At 61.0% G+C, this 13,931-nt stretch carries 12 protein-coding genes; 1 reads left to right on the top strand and 11 read right to left on the bottom strand.

Annotated elements, in window-relative coordinates; all coding sequences use genetic code 11:
- Positions 1-3: 3 nt before the first annotated feature.
- The 11 genes from AC1DY9_RS04575 to AC1DY9_RS04525 all read right to left on the bottom strand — a co-directional run bounded on the left by AC1DY9_RS04575 (position 4) and on the right by AC1DY9_RS04525 (position 12,333).
- Positions 4-477, bottom strand: a complete 474-nt coding sequence (locus AC1DY9_RS04575; RefSeq protein ID WP_477665906.1) for a hypothetical protein — start codon at positions 475-477, stop codon at positions 4-6.
- Between the two features lie 8 nt (positions 478-485).
- Positions 486-1,742: a 2-oxoglutarate dehydrogenase complex dihydrolipoyllysine-residue succinyltransferase gene (gene odhB, locus AC1DY9_RS04570; protein WP_477665905.1), complete on the bottom strand. Its 1,257-nt coding sequence runs from the start codon at positions 1,740-1,742 to the stop codon at positions 486-488.
- A 57-nt stretch (positions 1,743-1,799) separates the two neighbouring features.
- On the bottom strand, positions 1,800-4,688 hold the full coding sequence (locus AC1DY9_RS04565; protein ID WP_457280656.1) for a 2-oxoglutarate dehydrogenase E1 component: 2,889 nt from the start codon (positions 4,686-4,688) through the stop codon (positions 1,800-1,802).
- 276 nt (positions 4,689-4,964) lie between these two features.
- The gene (gene soxB, locus AC1DY9_RS04560) at positions 4,965-6,680 is read right to left on the bottom strand and encodes a thiosulfohydrolase SoxB (RefSeq protein WP_477665904.1); all 1,716 of its coding nucleotides are present in this window, start codon (positions 6,678-6,680) and stop codon (positions 4,965-4,967) included.
- Between the two features lie 106 nt (positions 6,681-6,786).
- Positions 6,787-7,446 carry a sulfur oxidation c-type cytochrome SoxX gene (gene soxX / locus AC1DY9_RS04555; protein WP_477665903.1) on the bottom strand — a complete coding sequence of 220 codons (660 nt, stop codon included), beginning with the start codon at positions 7,444-7,446 and terminating at the stop codon, positions 6,787-6,789.
- A gap of 18 nt (positions 7,447-7,464) precedes the next feature.
- A complete protein-coding gene (soxA, locus tag AC1DY9_RS04550) occupies positions 7,465-8,271 on the bottom strand; it encodes a sulfur oxidation c-type cytochrome SoxA (RefSeq protein WP_477665902.1) in 807 nt (268 codons plus the stop codon).
- Positions 8,272-8,334: 63 nt separating this feature from the next.
- Positions 8,335-8,646 (bottom strand): thiosulfate oxidation carrier complex protein SoxZ, encoded by a 312-nt coding sequence (gene soxZ / locus AC1DY9_RS04545; RefSeq protein WP_457280652.1) that lies wholly within the window; start codon positions 8,644-8,646, stop codon positions 8,335-8,337.
- Positions 8,647-8,805: 159 nt separating this feature from the next.
- A complete protein-coding gene (gene soxY / locus AC1DY9_RS04540; RefSeq protein ID WP_457280651.1) occupies positions 8,806-9,273 on the bottom strand; it encodes a thiosulfate oxidation carrier protein SoxY in 468 nt (155 codons plus the stop codon).
- 149 nt (positions 9,274-9,422) lie between these two features.
- A complete protein-coding gene (locus AC1DY9_RS04535) occupies positions 9,423-10,610 on the bottom strand; it encodes a c-type cytochrome (protein WP_477665901.1) in 1,188 nt (395 codons plus the stop codon).
- Positions 10,597-11,931, bottom strand: coding sequence for a sulfite dehydrogenase (gene soxC / locus AC1DY9_RS04530; RefSeq protein ID WP_477665900.1), 1,335 nt, complete (start codon positions 11,929-11,931; stop codon positions 10,597-10,599). Before soxC ends, AC1DY9_RS04535 begins: the two co-directional genes overlap by 14 nt.
- Before the next feature lie 18 nt (positions 11,932-11,949).
- Positions 11,950-12,333, bottom strand: coding sequence for an ArsR/SmtB family transcription factor (locus AC1DY9_RS04525; RefSeq protein ID WP_457280648.1), 384 nt, complete (start codon positions 12,331-12,333; stop codon positions 11,950-11,952).
- Between the two features lie 254 nt (positions 12,334-12,587).
- Here AC1DY9_RS04525 and AC1DY9_RS04520 point away from each other — a divergent pair, with 254 nt between their 5' ends.
- Positions 12,588-13,919, top strand: coding sequence for a surface lipoprotein assembly modifier (locus tag AC1DY9_RS04520; protein ID WP_457280647.1), 1,332 nt, complete (start codon positions 12,588-12,590; stop codon positions 13,917-13,919).
- Positions 13,920-13,931 lie beyond the last annotated feature (12 nt).

The raw sequence follows: 13,931 nt of genomic DNA, 5'->3' as shown, positions 1-13,931 counted from the left end.
TCTTTATTCCTTCTTGAGTTCAAACGCCCCCGCATGGAGGACGATTCCAAATACACCGGTGCGCGCCTGCAGGCTTTCCTGCTGGGGACCATCGCGGCCAATTTTCACGGTCGTTCCGGGCGTGGTCTTGCAGACAAACAAATGTCTGGCATCGAGGCATTCAATCCCGCCGGCGGCATGCAGCGCGGCCCAGCCAAAGCCCTCGTACTCCTCCGCGAGAAAGCGGCGCAGGAATACGGTTTCCGCAGGGGTCCGCACATCGGCAATGGTCCATCGCGCCAGGTCCGACTGGTATGTTTCAACCAGCTTCCCCGGGTCAGCATCCGGCGCCTTCGCCAATACCAGCCGGGACTCCGCCTGCGAAACACTGACCCATTGCAGCCCGTAATAACCGCTCCAGTTGTCGCCAGCCGGCGCAGCAGCCGCAGCCAGGCCCACGCTCAACGTGCAGGCCAGGCAGGCGACGAGGCGGCGCATCGACAGCCTTAGATGTCGAACAACAGGCGTGCAGGATCTTCCAGCGCTTCTTTCATCGCCACCAGGCCCAGCACAGCTTCACGACCGTCGACGATGCGGTGGTCATAGCTCATTGCCAGGTAGTTCATCGGACGGACCACGATCTGGCCGTTTTCGACCACGGCACGGTCCTTGGTCGCATGCACGCCCAGGATCGCCGACTGCGGCGGGTTGATGATGGGCGTGGACAACATGGAGCCGAAAACACCGCCATTGGAGATCGAGAAAGTACCGCCGGACATTTCTTCAATGCCCAGCTTGCCGTCGCGTGCCTTGGCACCGTATTCGGCAATCTTCTTCTCGATGTCGGCAAAGCTCATCTGGTCTGCATTGCGCAGAATGGGCACCACCAGGCCGCGCGGGGAACCGACGGCGATGCCGATGTCGAAGTAGCCGTGGTAAACGATGTCATTGCCGTCAACCGATGCGTTGAGCACGGGGTACTTCTTCAACGCATGCACAGCGGCCTTGACGAAGAAGCTCATGAAGCCGATCTTCACACCGTGTTCTTTTTCAAACTTCTCCTGGAAGCGCTTGCGCATTTCCATCACCGGCGCCATGTTCACTTCATTGAACGTGGTCAGGATGGCGTTGGTGGCCTGCGATTGCAGCAGGCGCTCGGCGATACGCGCGCGCAGGCGGCTCATGGGCACGCGCTGCTCGGGACGGTCACCCAGATCGGAAGGTTTGGCGGAAGCAGCAACCTGCGGCAAGGCCGCAGTAGGCACGCCTGTGGGAATGGCAACAGCAGCGGCCGGCTTGGCACCGCCAGCAGCCGCACCGAGGACGTCGCCCTTGGTAACGCGGCCATCCTTGCCGGTTCCAGGCACCGAACCAGCGGCAAGGTTGTTGTCGGCCATCAGCTTGGCTGCAGCCGGCATGGGAACGCCAGCCATGGAGCCACCGGCTGCGGGTGCAGGCGCGGAGACAACAGCAGCGGCAGGTGCTGCAGCGGCCGCCGCCGGAGCAGCGGCACCCGCTTTGCCTTCGGTGTCGATCCGGGCAATCACCTGATCTGACACCACCGTGCCGCCGTCCGCGACGACCAGCTCGGTCAGCACGCCGGCGGAAGGCGCTGGCACTTCCAGCACCACCTTGTCGGTTTCGATCTCAATCAGGATTTCATCCACCGCGATTGCATCACCGACTTTTTTCTTCCACTGCAGCATGGTGGCCTCGGCCACGGACTCGGACAACTGGGGGACTTTGACTTCTACGATAGCCATGTTGATTCTTTCGGGTTCGTTCTTGTATTCGTGTTCTTGGTTCGGGAAGGGGCGACCTTACTTGGTCAGCACAAAGCCCTTGAGCTTGGCAAACGCGCCGTCCACCAGCGCCTTTTGCTGCTCCTGGTGCAGGTGCGAATAACCCACAGCCGGTGATGCCGAAGCAGCACGGCCGGAATAGCCCAGTTTTTGACCTTCGAACATGTTCTCGTGGATGTAGTGCTGCACAAAGAACCAGGCACCCTGATTTTGTGGCTCGTCCTGGCACCACACGATGTCGGTGGCGTTCGGGTACTTTTTCAGCTCGGCCGCAAAAGCCTTGTGCGGGAACGGATAAAGCTGCTCAACACGAATAATGGCCGTATCGTCAATGCCCTTTTCTTCACGCTTCTTGGCCAGGTCGTAATACACCTTGCCCGAGCACGCGATGATGCGCTTGACCTTGTCTGCCTTCTTGTTGATGTCATCCTTGGTCTCGGGGATGATGGTCTGGAACCCACCCTTGGTGAATTCGGACAGCGGCGAGGTGGCGTCCTTGTTACGCAGCAGCGACTTGGGCGTCATGATGACCAGCGGCTTGCGCAGGTTGCGCACCATCTGGCGGCGCAGCACGTGGAAGATCTGGCTGGCGGTCGTCGGTTGCACCACCTGCATGTTGGTATCCGCCGACAGCTGCATGAAACGCTCCAGGCGTGCCGAGCTGTGCTCCGGGCCCTGGCCTTCATAGCCGTGCGGCAGCATCAGGGTGATGCCATTGACGCGGCCCCACTTGACTTCGCCCGAGGCGATGAACTGGTCGATCACGACCTGCGCGCCGTTGGCGAAGTCGCCGAACTGGGCTTCCCAGATCACCAGCGTGTTCGGGTCGTTCGATGCATAGCCGTATTCAAACGCCAGCACCGCCTCTTCAGACAGGATGGAGTCGATGACAACGAACGGAGCCTGGTTGTCGGCCACGTTCTGCAGCGGCACATAGGTACCGGTGTCGAACTTTTCGCGATTCTGGTCGTGAATGACGGCATGGCGGTGCGTGAACGTGCCGCGTCCGCAATCTTCGCCCGACAGGCGCACCGGGTAGCCACTTGCCACCAGTGAGGCAAACGCCATGTGCTCGCCCATGCCCCAGTCCACAGGGACGTCGCCGCGGCCCATGGCTGCGCGGTCGTCATACACCTTCTTGACCAGCTGATGCGGCGTCACGGTCGCGGGGATGGCCGTGATCTTGTCGGCAAGGCGCTTCCACTCGGCCATCGGGATGGCGGTGTCGCCGGCATCGGTCCACTTCTTGCCCAGGTAAGGCACCCAGTCAACCGCATACTTGCTCTTGAAGTTGGTGAGAACCGGATCAAACGTGCTCTTGCCGGCATCCAGCGCGGCGCGCGTGGCCTTGACCATGTCGTCGCCCAGGGTGTCGCCCATGCCCTGCGCCGTCAGTTTGTCGGCGTACAGGCGGCGGGTGCCGGGGTGCTGTGCAATTTTCTTGTACATCAGCGGCTGGGTCAGCGCTGGCGTGTCCTGCTCGTTGTGGCCCAGCTTGCGGAAGCAGATGATGTCGACCACGACATCCTTCTGGAACTCCATGCGGAACTCGAGGGCCAGCTGGGTAGCCAGCACCACGGCTTCCGGGTCGTCGCCATTGACGTGCAGCACCGGCGCTTCAATCATCTTGACGACGTCGGAGCAGTACAGCGTCGAGCGACTGTCGCGCGGGTCGCTGGTGGTGAAACCGATCTGGTTGTTGATCACGATGTGCACCGTGCCGCCGGTGAAATAGCCACGGGTTTCGGCCAGCGCCAGCGTTTCCATCACAACGCCCTGCCCTGCAAAAGCGGCATCACCGTGCACCAGCACCGGCAGCACCTGCAGGCCTTTGGGGTCGGCACGGCGATCCATGCGGGCGCGCACCGAGCCTTCAACCACGGGGTTGACGATTTCCAGGTGAGAGGGATTGAAAGCCAAAGTCAGGTGGACCGGGCCGCCAGGGGTGGTCACGTCGGAGCTGAAGCCCTGGTGGTACTTGACGTCGCCGCTGGGCAGGTCTTCAGGTGCGGTGTGGTCGAATTCGGCGAACAGGTCGGCGGGGACTTTGCCCAGGGAATTGACCAGCACATTCAGGCGGCCGCGGTGGGCCATGCCGATCACTATTTCCTGCACGCCCTTGATACCGCCCTGCTGGATCAGCTCGTCCATGCAGGCGATGAAGCTCTCGCCGCCTTCGAGCGAGAAGCGCTTCTGGCCGACGTACTTGGTGTGCAGGAAACGCTCCAGGCCTTCGGCTGCAGTCAGCCGGTCCAGGATGTGGAGCTTCTTTTCCTTGGTGAAATTGGGTTTGCTGCGAATCGATTCGAGCTTTTGCTGCCACCAGCGCTTGTGGTTCTGGTCGGTCGCGTACATGTACTCGGCGCCAATCGTGCCGCAGTAGGTTTCGCGCAGCGCGTTCATGAGCTCGCGCAGGCTCATGGTGTCTTTGCCGAAGAACGTGTTGCTGGTGTTGAACACGGTTTCCTGGTCGGCGTCGCTGAAACCGTAGAAAGACGGCTCGAGTTCGGGAATTTTGTCGCGTTCGGCACGCTTGAGCGGGTCCAGGTCGGCCCAGCGTGCGCCGACGTTGCGGTAGGCGGCGATCAACTGCTGGACGGCCGTGCGCTTGCGGCCCATTTCGGAGTCGGCGCCGCTGGCGACCACAACTTTGGTCTGGCCCTGCTTGGCGCGCTCGGCAAAGGCGTTGACGACCGGCAGGTGTGGAACGTCCTTGGCATTGCTGCCGTCTACGGCGGGAACGTGCTGGAGTGCGTCGAAATACTCGCGCCAGTTGTCGGGCACGCTGCCGGGGTTGGCAAGGTAGTTTTCGTACATCTCTTCGACATAGGGCGCGTTGCCGCCGAAGAGATAAGTGTTGCCTTGATAGGCAGAATAGACAGACGATGCTGCCGGGTTGGAACTCATATCCGCTGACCTCCGTTTCCCTTTGGGAAACATTAGCTGGTTAAAGCTTGTTAATTAACCTTCCGCAACACGGCTGGACCGATTAGCGGATGCGACTGTGGCAGGAAGGGCCTTCAGAAACAACCCAGATTGTGCCACCGAACTGTGACAGCGGAAAGACGGTGCTCATGACCATACCTGAAAAGGCCATGGTTTCTGCGCACCCCAAACGCTCTCACATACCTCTTACATGCTCTCACATGCGTTGAAGTTACTGCTGTATTTGGGGGCTGAAAGTCAGGCGGCAAGGCCCGGATTTCCGGTCACACCCACAAGCCGCGGAGTGTTGGGTTTGACAGGTTGAATGACCTTTTTGGCCTTCAGGTAGCTTTCCACCACCTCCCAGACCGGAGGGCCGGCATTTTTGCTAGCCTCCGCCACCGGCGCCCAGCCAGCCACCTTGTAGGTCTTGCCGGCTTCGATGGGCTTGCCGCCCAGACGCATGTCCTGGATGCGTTCACCCATTTTGGCGCCGGGCTCGCAGGTGTAGGTCAAACCGCCCACACGCACCATGTCGCCGCCCTGCTGGTAATACGGGTCGGGGTTGAACAGGTTATCGCCCACGTCCTCCAGGATGGTCTTGATCATGTCGCCGCGCATGTCCGTCAGCGTGGTCCAGGGATAAGTGATCGCGGTCTGGTCCATCACGTGCTCGCGCGTGATGGCCTGGCCGGGCAGCAGCGAAGTTCCCCAGCGGAATCCGGGCGAAAAGGCGATCTCGGCGCCACGCACATTCATCAGGGCGTCCAGGATCAGCTGGTCAAAGCTGCCGTTGAAGTTGCCGCGGCGGTACAGCGTGCCTTCCGTCACCGCCAGTTTTTCACCCAGTTTGGCGGTGTAAGGCGCCCTCACCTTGTCGATCAGCGCATTCATGGCCGCATCGGCCGGCAACAGATTGGCGAACACCGGCAGTAGCCGGTAGTTGAAACCGGCCACCTTGCCGTCCTTGACGTCGAGGTCCAGCACACCCAAAAACTTGCCGTTGCTGCCGGCGTTGGTCACGATGGTCTGCCCGCCCGGGTTTTTGACGATGACAGGCACCGGCACGCCGTCGTGGGTGTGGCCGCCCAGAATGGCGTCGATTCCCGTGACGCGCGAGGCCATCTTCAGGTCCACATCCATGCCATTGTGGCTGAGCAGCACCACGGCCTGCGCACCCTTGGCGCGTGCCTCGTTCACGGTTTCCTGCATTTCGCTTTCGCGGATGCCGAAAGTCCAGTTCGGCGTGAGCCAGCCAGGGTTGGCAATCGGCGTGTAGGGAAAAGCCTGGCCGACGATGGCGACGGGCACGCCATTCATTTCCTTGATGACGTAGGGCTTGAACACCGGGTCGCCAAAGTCGCTGGTTTTGACGTTTTGCGCAATAAAGTCGACCTTGCCGGCAAAGTCCTGCTCGACGATTTTTTTGATGCGCTCTTCGCCATAGGTGAAGTCCCAATGGCCCGTCATCACATCCACGCCCAACAGCCTGGCTGCATCCACCATGTCCTGGCCCTGCGTCCAGAGCGCCGTAGCGCTACCCTGCCAGGTATCGCCGCCATCCAGCAGCAAGGCGCCGGGGCGGCCAGCCTTCAGCTGCTTCACCAGCGTCGCAAGGTGTGCGAAACCGCCCACCTTGCCGTACTGGCGCGCGGCCCGCTCGAAGTTCAGGAAGGTCAACGCATGCGCCTCGGGCGTACCCGACTTCAGGCTGGCAGCCTTCAGCAAATGTTCGCCCACCAGGTGCGGCGCCTGCCCGCGCATCGCACCCACGCCCAGGTTGACGGAAGGTTCTCGAAAGTAGATCGGCAGCAGCTGGGCATGGCAATCGGTCATGTGCAGCAAGTGCACATTGCCAGTACGGGGCAGTTCGTACAAGCTGGCGGCCTGGACGGCGCCGGCCTCACGCAAAGGAAAACCGGCAGCCAGCGCAGCAGCCATGACACTTGCAAACTCTCGGCGGGACAGGTTCATGGCGTTGGTCATCCTGCCCGGCTACCCAGGCAAAGTATCAAGTTGCTATCAATTCAGGAGCTGCTTGCGCCCGCCACTATTGGCCTGGCGGCATAAAGAACTCAGATTATTTGTTGATGGGCGAGTTCGGATCCAGCAGCAGCGCCATCACGTCACGGATCTGCTGCTCGTTCAGGATGGCACCATGGCCAAACCTCGGCATGTCGGAACACGCGTTGTAGGCCTTGGCGTTCCACAGCTTGCCCCAGGTGTACTCCACGATGGGTTTGCTCTCGGGCGACGCCGGATTGCTTACGCCGCGCAGCTTGCCATAGTTGTAAAGGCTGGGGCCGATGGAGCCAAAAGACAGTTCAGCCTTGCTGATCTGGTGGCAGTTGTAGCAGCTGCCGCCATTGGCTTCGCCGGGCTTGTCGCTCCAGGTCAGGCCGCGGCCGTTCTGCGCAATTTTTTCGCCCTCGCTCCAGCTGCCGAGGTACTTGCCATCGGAAGGCAGCTTCACGGTCTTGAGGTTGGCTTCTTCAATGGCTTTGGCTGCTTTTTCCTCCAGCGGCTTGCCGGCGGCTTCCGAGCAGGCCTGGTTGGAAGCGTCCAGCGTCAGGCGGTCCATCTTCGCGATGCCCTGCTCACGGAAGGAACTTTTCAGCACCTGCTGGGTGGCTTCGTCTACCTCCTGCGCCGTGGGCGCAATGGCGCAGCTGGACAGGAAAAAGGCCGTCGATGCCAGGCAGGCGGTGGACAGTGCGGCTTTGGTGTAAATCGTGTTCATCAGTTCTCTCCTGCCTGATTAGCGTTTGAGGGCCGGCGCAATGGAAGCACCGCCCTTGCTGTTGACGCCCATGTACACCCCCAGGGCGATGGTGGCATCAGAGGCGTAGCCCGGGAAAGGGAAACGCTGCTGGCGATAGCAGTCATTCAGGCGGCGCTGCATGCTCCACAGGTCACCGCTGGAGACACGGTAGGCCGGCCAGGCGCCGAAACCGTTGCCGGCGCCGGGCTGTTTGGTGAGGTTGGGCAAATCCTGCAGGCGGACACGCTTGTTGTCCTCGCCATGACACGATGCGCAGGAAAAGTCGTAGGGCCCACCGCGCAGGTAAAACACTTTTTTACCGACTTCGTACATCAGCTTTTCCTTGGCGTGCGACTGCGGCACCTTGAAGGTCATGTCGCGCGATTCACCCGAGATATAGGCCACCAGCGACTCGATGGATTTCTGCTCACCCACGCCGAAAGGGGTTTTGGCGATCTCGGCGGCATTAAAACCCTGCAGCTGCTCCATGCAGGTCAGCAGGCGCGACTCCATGTCCTGCACCCGCTGGGTATCGGCAAAGAAACGCGGCAGCTCGACGAAAGCACCTTTCACCACGCCCGGGCCCTTGCCCAGGTCGCATTTTTCAAGCGAGGCATTTTTGGGGCCGCGCGCCTGTTTCCAGAGTGCCTCGCCACGGGCTTCGTACAGCTCGGCCGGGTTGCCGTCAGCCAGCATGGCGCGGTATTCGGCAATACCTTCAGCGGTGCTCTTTTGCGCCGCCGCAGGCAATGACAAGGTGGCCATGGCGGCCAGGGCCGCCAGCCCAAACAGGCTCAACTTCATCGTGGACTCCTCAAATATCATTGTGGGGCAGCCAATGTGCCGCTGCGGGAAAACGGCCGGGATTCAGGCAATGACGGCTTCGTCGGTGCGCTTGTCGCCGTGGTTGTCGACCCAGCTGACCGCGATCTTGTCGCCGGCCTTGCCGCCCTTGAAGCTGAACTGCACAAAAGGGTTCTTGGACACGGCCGTGCCCCACTGCGCGCTCATCACGGTTTTGCCGTTCCAGGTGGCGCTGATGTTCTGGATAAACCAGGCCGGGACGGTCTTGCCGGCCGCGTCCTTGCGCTGGCCGCTTTCCATTTCGTGGCTCACCAGCACGCGCACGGTGGTTTTATCGCCTTGGGCCTGCGCCCGGATTCGCATCGGTTCTGACATTTTTTCTCCTTCAATCCTTAAATTCTCTTAGCAACGTTGCCGGCGTAGCGAGCGGCTGTCAGCCTAGGCGCGGGTGGCTGGAAACCGGAGCGACCTTGAGGGTCGTGAGGATTTCCGGACGGGCCCCGCAACGACGGATCACAGCCGCGCAGTAGCCGGTTAACCGCCGCAACCGCCCAAAGTGACCTTCACTTCCTTCACTGCATAAAAGTACTTGTCACCGGCCTTCGCCAGCGCGTAAACATTGGAGGACTGGCCCATCTTGATGTTGGTCGAGACGTTGGCGTCGGTGCCGGCGGGAATCTCAAACATGGCAGCCAGCGCGCTGGGGTTCTTTTCGACAACGAGCGCAATTTGGGTGGTGTTGGCAATGTTGCTTTGCGCGCCGACACGCACCACATTGCCGTTCTCGGCAATTTCAGGCGCCTGCAGCAGCAGGTCCTTGCTTTCAACCGGAGCGCTGGTCGCGCCCATGGCCTTGGCGGCATCGGCCAGGGACTTGCTGTCAAAAGCGGCCTTGTTCCAGCCTGGCGCGTTTTGCGCGTGGGCCGGGTTCAGCCCGGTGGCCGCTACCAGCACCAGCGCAGTGGCGCCAGAACTGCTGGCCAGAAAATCACGACGTTCCATGGTGAACTCCTTTTTTATATAACTTGAATGTCTGAAAAACTAACAACGATTGGACACAAAAACGTCAAGCCGCGGAACGGTACTTATCCCGAGCATGCTGTCAAAAAAATTGAAGCCGGCTGTCTCGACATCGTCAATTTCCATGCGCCTCATTTTGACGCGCCCTGAGCCAGCCATTGGGAAATCTGCGTCGACTCCGCCGCACTCAGCGCCTGCGGCGGCATGGGGATTGCGCCCCAGACCCCCTGCCCTCCGGCCTTGATTTTGCCCGAGAGGTAAGCCGCCGCATCGGCGCGGTCTTTATATTTGTTGGCTATATCCTTGAAGGATGGCCCCACCAGCTTGCTGTCCATGCCATGGCAGGCGGTGCAGGTATTTTTTTGCAGCAACGGCATGACGGACGCAACGCCGGGCGCGGCGATTTTAACGACAGCTGGCGGCTGCACGGCAACAACCGGCGTGGAGTTTGCTATCTTTTCAGGAGCTGCTTGCGCACGTCCTGTCTGGTTTAGGGCCGTATTTGATTCAACTATTGCGGCCATTGGCGGCCGGGTGGTGTCCACACCCCGGCTGGCACCCACCAGCCGCGACTGCTCGGCCAGGTTGCCATGGGCGTTGCGCGCGTAGTCCGGCAAAAAGCTTTTGACCACCACTTCACCAGCGCAATTTTTCATGCAGGCCGAGCCCTGGACATCGGGGCGCGCCGTGCCGCCCAGCTCCTTGCCCGGCCACATCGCGTGCGACGTCGTCATGCCGTTGCGGTTGGGCAGACGGGCCTGTACGTCGCGGATATTCGCGTCCGACAAGGTGAAGTTGTCGGGCAGGATATTGCCCAAGTTGAGAATGTAGGCAGTGACGGCATAAACCTCGTCGGCCGTCAATGTTTTCGGGGCGTTCCAGGGCATGGCGCGGTTAATGTAGTCCCAAAGCGTCGACAGCGTGGAGACTTTCATCAACGTGGTGCGGTTCGGCTGGTTGGAGCCAGGCATCAAGCCGTCCACACGGCCATTCTTGATGTCGTCGGCCGTGATGCCGCCGGCAATCGGCGTGAACACTTCGGACGACTCGGCAAAACTGCCGTGGCAGGACGCGCATTGCGCCTCCCAGATCACTTCACCCTGCCGCACGGAGCCCTGCCCTTTGGGCAGGCCCTTGAAGTCGGGCCGCACATCGATGTCCCAGGCCTTGACTTCCGCTGGTGTCGCCGTGCGCCCGATGCCGGAGAGAACCGCCGGTTTGTCGGCAGCCGCAGCCCATTGGGTGACACCCGCCAGCAGCAGTGAGCCCATCGCAACGCGAACGCCATGAGAAACGGACAAAGCCTTAGATCTGGACATTTTTCACCTCGCCGTTTTCTTCCAGCGACCACGACTGGATGGCGTTGTTGTGATAAATGCTGCGGGACGCTCGCACTTTGCGCAGTTCGTTGTACGTCGGCTGGATCTGGCCGGTCTCGTCAACAGCGCGGCTCTGGAAAATGGCGGGTTTGCCGTCCCATACAAAATCGGCATTAAAACGCGTGAGGCATTTGGCCAGCACCGGCCCCTCCAGGCGCGCCGGCGCCCAGTTGCGCCCACCGTCCACGGAAACGTCCACACGTTTGATCTTGCCCCGGCCGCTCCAGGCCAGGCCCGTGACGTTGTGAAAGCCCTTTTGCAGCAGCACCTGCCCGCCGCTGGGCGAGGTCACCACGCTTTTGACTTCCTGGATGCTGGTGTATTGCCGGTGCAGGCCGCTGGGCTGCAAGTCAACGTAATGGATCGTCTCATCCTTGGCGCCATAAGGCATGTCGCCCACCTCGATGCGCCGCAGGTATTTGATCCAGCTCACGCCCTGCACGCCCGGCACGATGAGCCGCAACGGATAGCCGTTCTCAGGACGCAGCATTTCACCGTTCTGCCCATAGGCCACCAGCACTTCGCCGCTCATCACCAGACTCATGGGGATGGTGCGGGTCATGCCCGAGCCGTCGGCCCCCTCGGCCAGGATGAATTTGGCGCGCTTGAGGTCGGCGCCGCACAGCTCCAGCAGGGTGCGCAAGGGCACGCCGGTGAATTCGCTGCAGCTCAGCATGCCGTGGGTGTACTGCACTGTTGGGACCGCCGAGTTGCCCCACTCCATGCCGGTGTTGGCGCCGCATTCGATGAAGTGCATGCGGCTGACGTTCGGCAGGCGCATCAGCTCATCCATGCTGAAGACCATGGGGCGTTTGAGCATGGCGTCATCGGAGCCGTTCACCATCAGCCGGTGTTTCGAAGGGTCGATGTCCCACCAGCCCTGGTGGTGGCGCTCAAAGTGCAGGCCGCTGGGCGTGATGATGCCGAAGAGACCCTGCAAAGGGCAAAAGCTCACACTGGCCTGGCCGATGCGGGTAAGGCCCGGGCTTTCGCGGCGCTGCAGGTTTTTTTCCCATTCGCTGGGCAGGCCGTAACCACGGGCCGCCACGGGCTGGCCCAGTCCCTTGCTGTGGGCGGGAAGGTTCAGGATATTGGTATCGCCTTCCGGAGTCGCTGCCCGTGCCTGGCCCACCGCCGCCACCCCGGCTGACGCAGCCGCAAACGCCCCGGCCAGAAAACCGCGGCGCCCGGCGCGCACGTCCGCTATTTGCGCTCCTGAGAGGAAATTCTCCGGTGCGCGCTGTATGAAACGGCTCAGCATAAAAGGCGTTCTTTCGGTTCAGGCGTCGTGGGAGGCGGATCGCGGCGACAGGCTTTCGGCCGGCGACAATCCGCCCGGCTCATCCAGCTCAATGGCGATCTGGGTGCAGACACTGCGGCACAGCGCCACGGCTTTTTCGCTCTGAACGCGGTAAATCACCTGGGTGCCTTCCTTGCGCTTGGCCAGCACACCGGTGCGGTACAGCACGGCCAGATGCTGGGAAAGATTGGGCTGGGTGGTGTCGATCTCCGCCAGCAACTCGTTCACGGACTTTTCACGCTCGCACAGGGCGCTCAAGACGCGAAGGCGCATCGGCGTCGCGAGCACGGCGAACAACTCGGCCGCCAGTTCAAACACACGGCCCCTCTCGACTTGCGCACTGGTTTGGATCATCTCGTTCATAGCGATTTATTCTTAATATAAGTAATTGCTGATATTAAGCCTGAAGCCGCCTCAAAAAACCCGTAAATACCCTAGGCACGCAAGGCGAACACGTAAATATCACCAACCAACCCGCCAAACGCTCAAAAGGTGTTGCCTCCATGCACTTGAGCGGGGTGGCTGGGGTGTAAAAAAGCGTTGAAAGACCCCTCGTCGTGATATAAAACTTTTGTTACTTACGAGTTGTTACCCGGGACCGGTAAAACCCAATACTTATGTCTTCAAAAAAAACCTTCATCTTCAAAAGTACCGGCATCCTTCTCGCCGTCATGATGGCCGCTGCAGCGCATGCGGAAGTCGATGCACTGGTCAGTCAGGCGCGTACGCTGCTCGACCAGAGCCAGGCACAAAAAGCCTTCGATCTGCTTGAGCCCCAGGAAACCGCACGCGCAGGCGACCCCGACTTCGACACGGTGCTGGGTATCGCCGCCAACGACACAGGGCAATTCACCCGCGCCATATTCGCGCTCGAACGCGTGCTGGCGGTGCAGCCGGCCAACTCCCGTGCGCGCGCGGAGCTTGGACGGGCACTTTTTGCCGTCGGGGACAACGCCGGCTCACGCAAGGTGTTAATGGAAGCCAAACAAGACAACATCCCGGCGGAGGCCGCCGCCACCATCGACCAATTCCTGCAGGCCATCGACCGTACGGAAGAAGCTGCCCGTTCGTCTGTCAAACCGTACCTGGAAGCCAGCGTTGGCTACGACACCAACGTCAACAGCGGCCCCGGCAATCCCAATGTCGCGGTTCCGCTTTTTGGCGGCGCAATTTTCACCCTCAATGCTTCGGGTGTTGAGACCAAAGATGCCTTCATGACCCTGGGCGGCGGGCTGTCAGCCCGTTACGTCGTCGACCCGCGCTGGTCGTTGATCGCGAACGCCAGCGGGAATTCGCGCATCAATGCCAAGTACAACGACTTCAACACCGGTCAGGTTGATGTCAACGCCGGTGCCAGCTACCGCTACGAAAAGCACGAATTCACCGGTGTCGTGCAGGCCGGCAGCTATACCGTCGCCGGATCCCGCGCGCGCGACCAGCAAGGCCTGGTCGGCGAATGGACCTACCGCATCGACGGCTTCCGCCAGTGGAGCACTTACCTGCAATGGGGCGAGTTGAGCTATCCGGGTCAATCGCTTCGTGATGCGGACCGAACCGTGCTGGGTACGTCCTACGCCCATGCATTCCGCGACGGTTTGCTGGTTTTCGGGGGCATTTATGTGGGTGCCGAGAAGGAAAAAGCCAGCGGCGTTCCGCACATGGGCCACCACCTGTTCGGCATCCGGTTGGGTACACAGAAATCCATCAGGGACGACCTCGCCTTTTTTGGCAATATCAGTTATGAAGACCGCAAATACGGCGGCACCGATCCGCTGTTCCTGGTCACCCGCAGCGACAGGCAGCTCAACCTGAACCTTGGCCTCAACTGGGTGCCCGCCAAACTCTGGCGCGTGACGCCGCAGTTGTCACTGACCTCCGTCAAGTCGAACATTGCCATTTCCGACTACAACCGCAGCCTTTTCTCCGTGACCGTGCGCCGCGACTTCTAAACCTGCCGTGCC

It is taken from the genome of Polaromonas sp. P1_F6, assembly GCF_056405695.1.
This window is presented reverse-complemented; position numbering and strand designations above follow the sequence as displayed.

Bases quoted from the DNA above. Each gene is read 5' to 3' on its own strand.
- AC1DY9_RS04575 (WP_477665906.1), bottom strand. From the start codon at position 477: ATGCGCCGCCTCGTCGCCTGCCTGGCCTGCACGTTGAGCGTGGGCCTG.
- odhB (WP_477665905.1), bottom strand. From the start codon at position 1,742: ATGGCTATCGTAGAAGTCAAAGTCCCCCAGTTGTCCGAGTCCGTGGCC.
- AC1DY9_RS04565 (WP_457280656.1), bottom strand. From the start codon at position 4,688: ATGAGTTCCAACCCGGCAGCATCGTCTGTCTATTCTGCCTATCAAGGC.
- soxB (WP_477665904.1), bottom strand. From the start codon at position 6,680: ATGAACCTGTCCCGCCGAGAGTTTGCAAGTGTCATGGCTGCTGCGCTG.
- soxX (WP_477665903.1), bottom strand. From the start codon at position 7,446: ATGAACACGATTTACACCAAAGCCGCACTGTCCACCGCCTGCCTGGCA.
- soxA (WP_477665902.1), bottom strand. From the start codon at position 8,271: ATGAAGTTGAGCCTGTTTGGGCTGGCGGCCCTGGCCGCCATGGCCACC.
- soxZ (WP_457280652.1), bottom strand. From the start codon at position 8,646: ATGTCAGAACCGATGCGAATCCGGGCGCAGGCCCAAGGCGATAAAACC.
- soxY (WP_457280651.1), bottom strand. From the start codon at position 9,273: ATGGAACGTCGTGATTTTCTGGCCAGCAGTTCTGGCGCCACTGCGCTG.
- AC1DY9_RS04535 (WP_477665901.1), bottom strand. From the start codon at position 10,610: ATGTCCAGATCTAAGGCTTTGTCCGTTTCTCATGGCGTTCGCGTTGCG.
- soxC (WP_477665900.1), bottom strand. From the start codon at position 11,931: ATGCTGAGCCGTTTCATACAGCGCGCACCGGAGAATTTCCTCTCAGGA.
- AC1DY9_RS04525 (WP_457280648.1), bottom strand. From the start codon at position 12,333: ATGAACGAGATGATCCAAACCAGTGCGCAAGTCGAGAGGGGCCGTGTG.
- AC1DY9_RS04520 (WP_457280647.1), top strand. From the start codon at position 12,588: ATGTCTTCAAAAAAAACCTTCATCTTCAAAAGTACCGGCATCCTTCTC.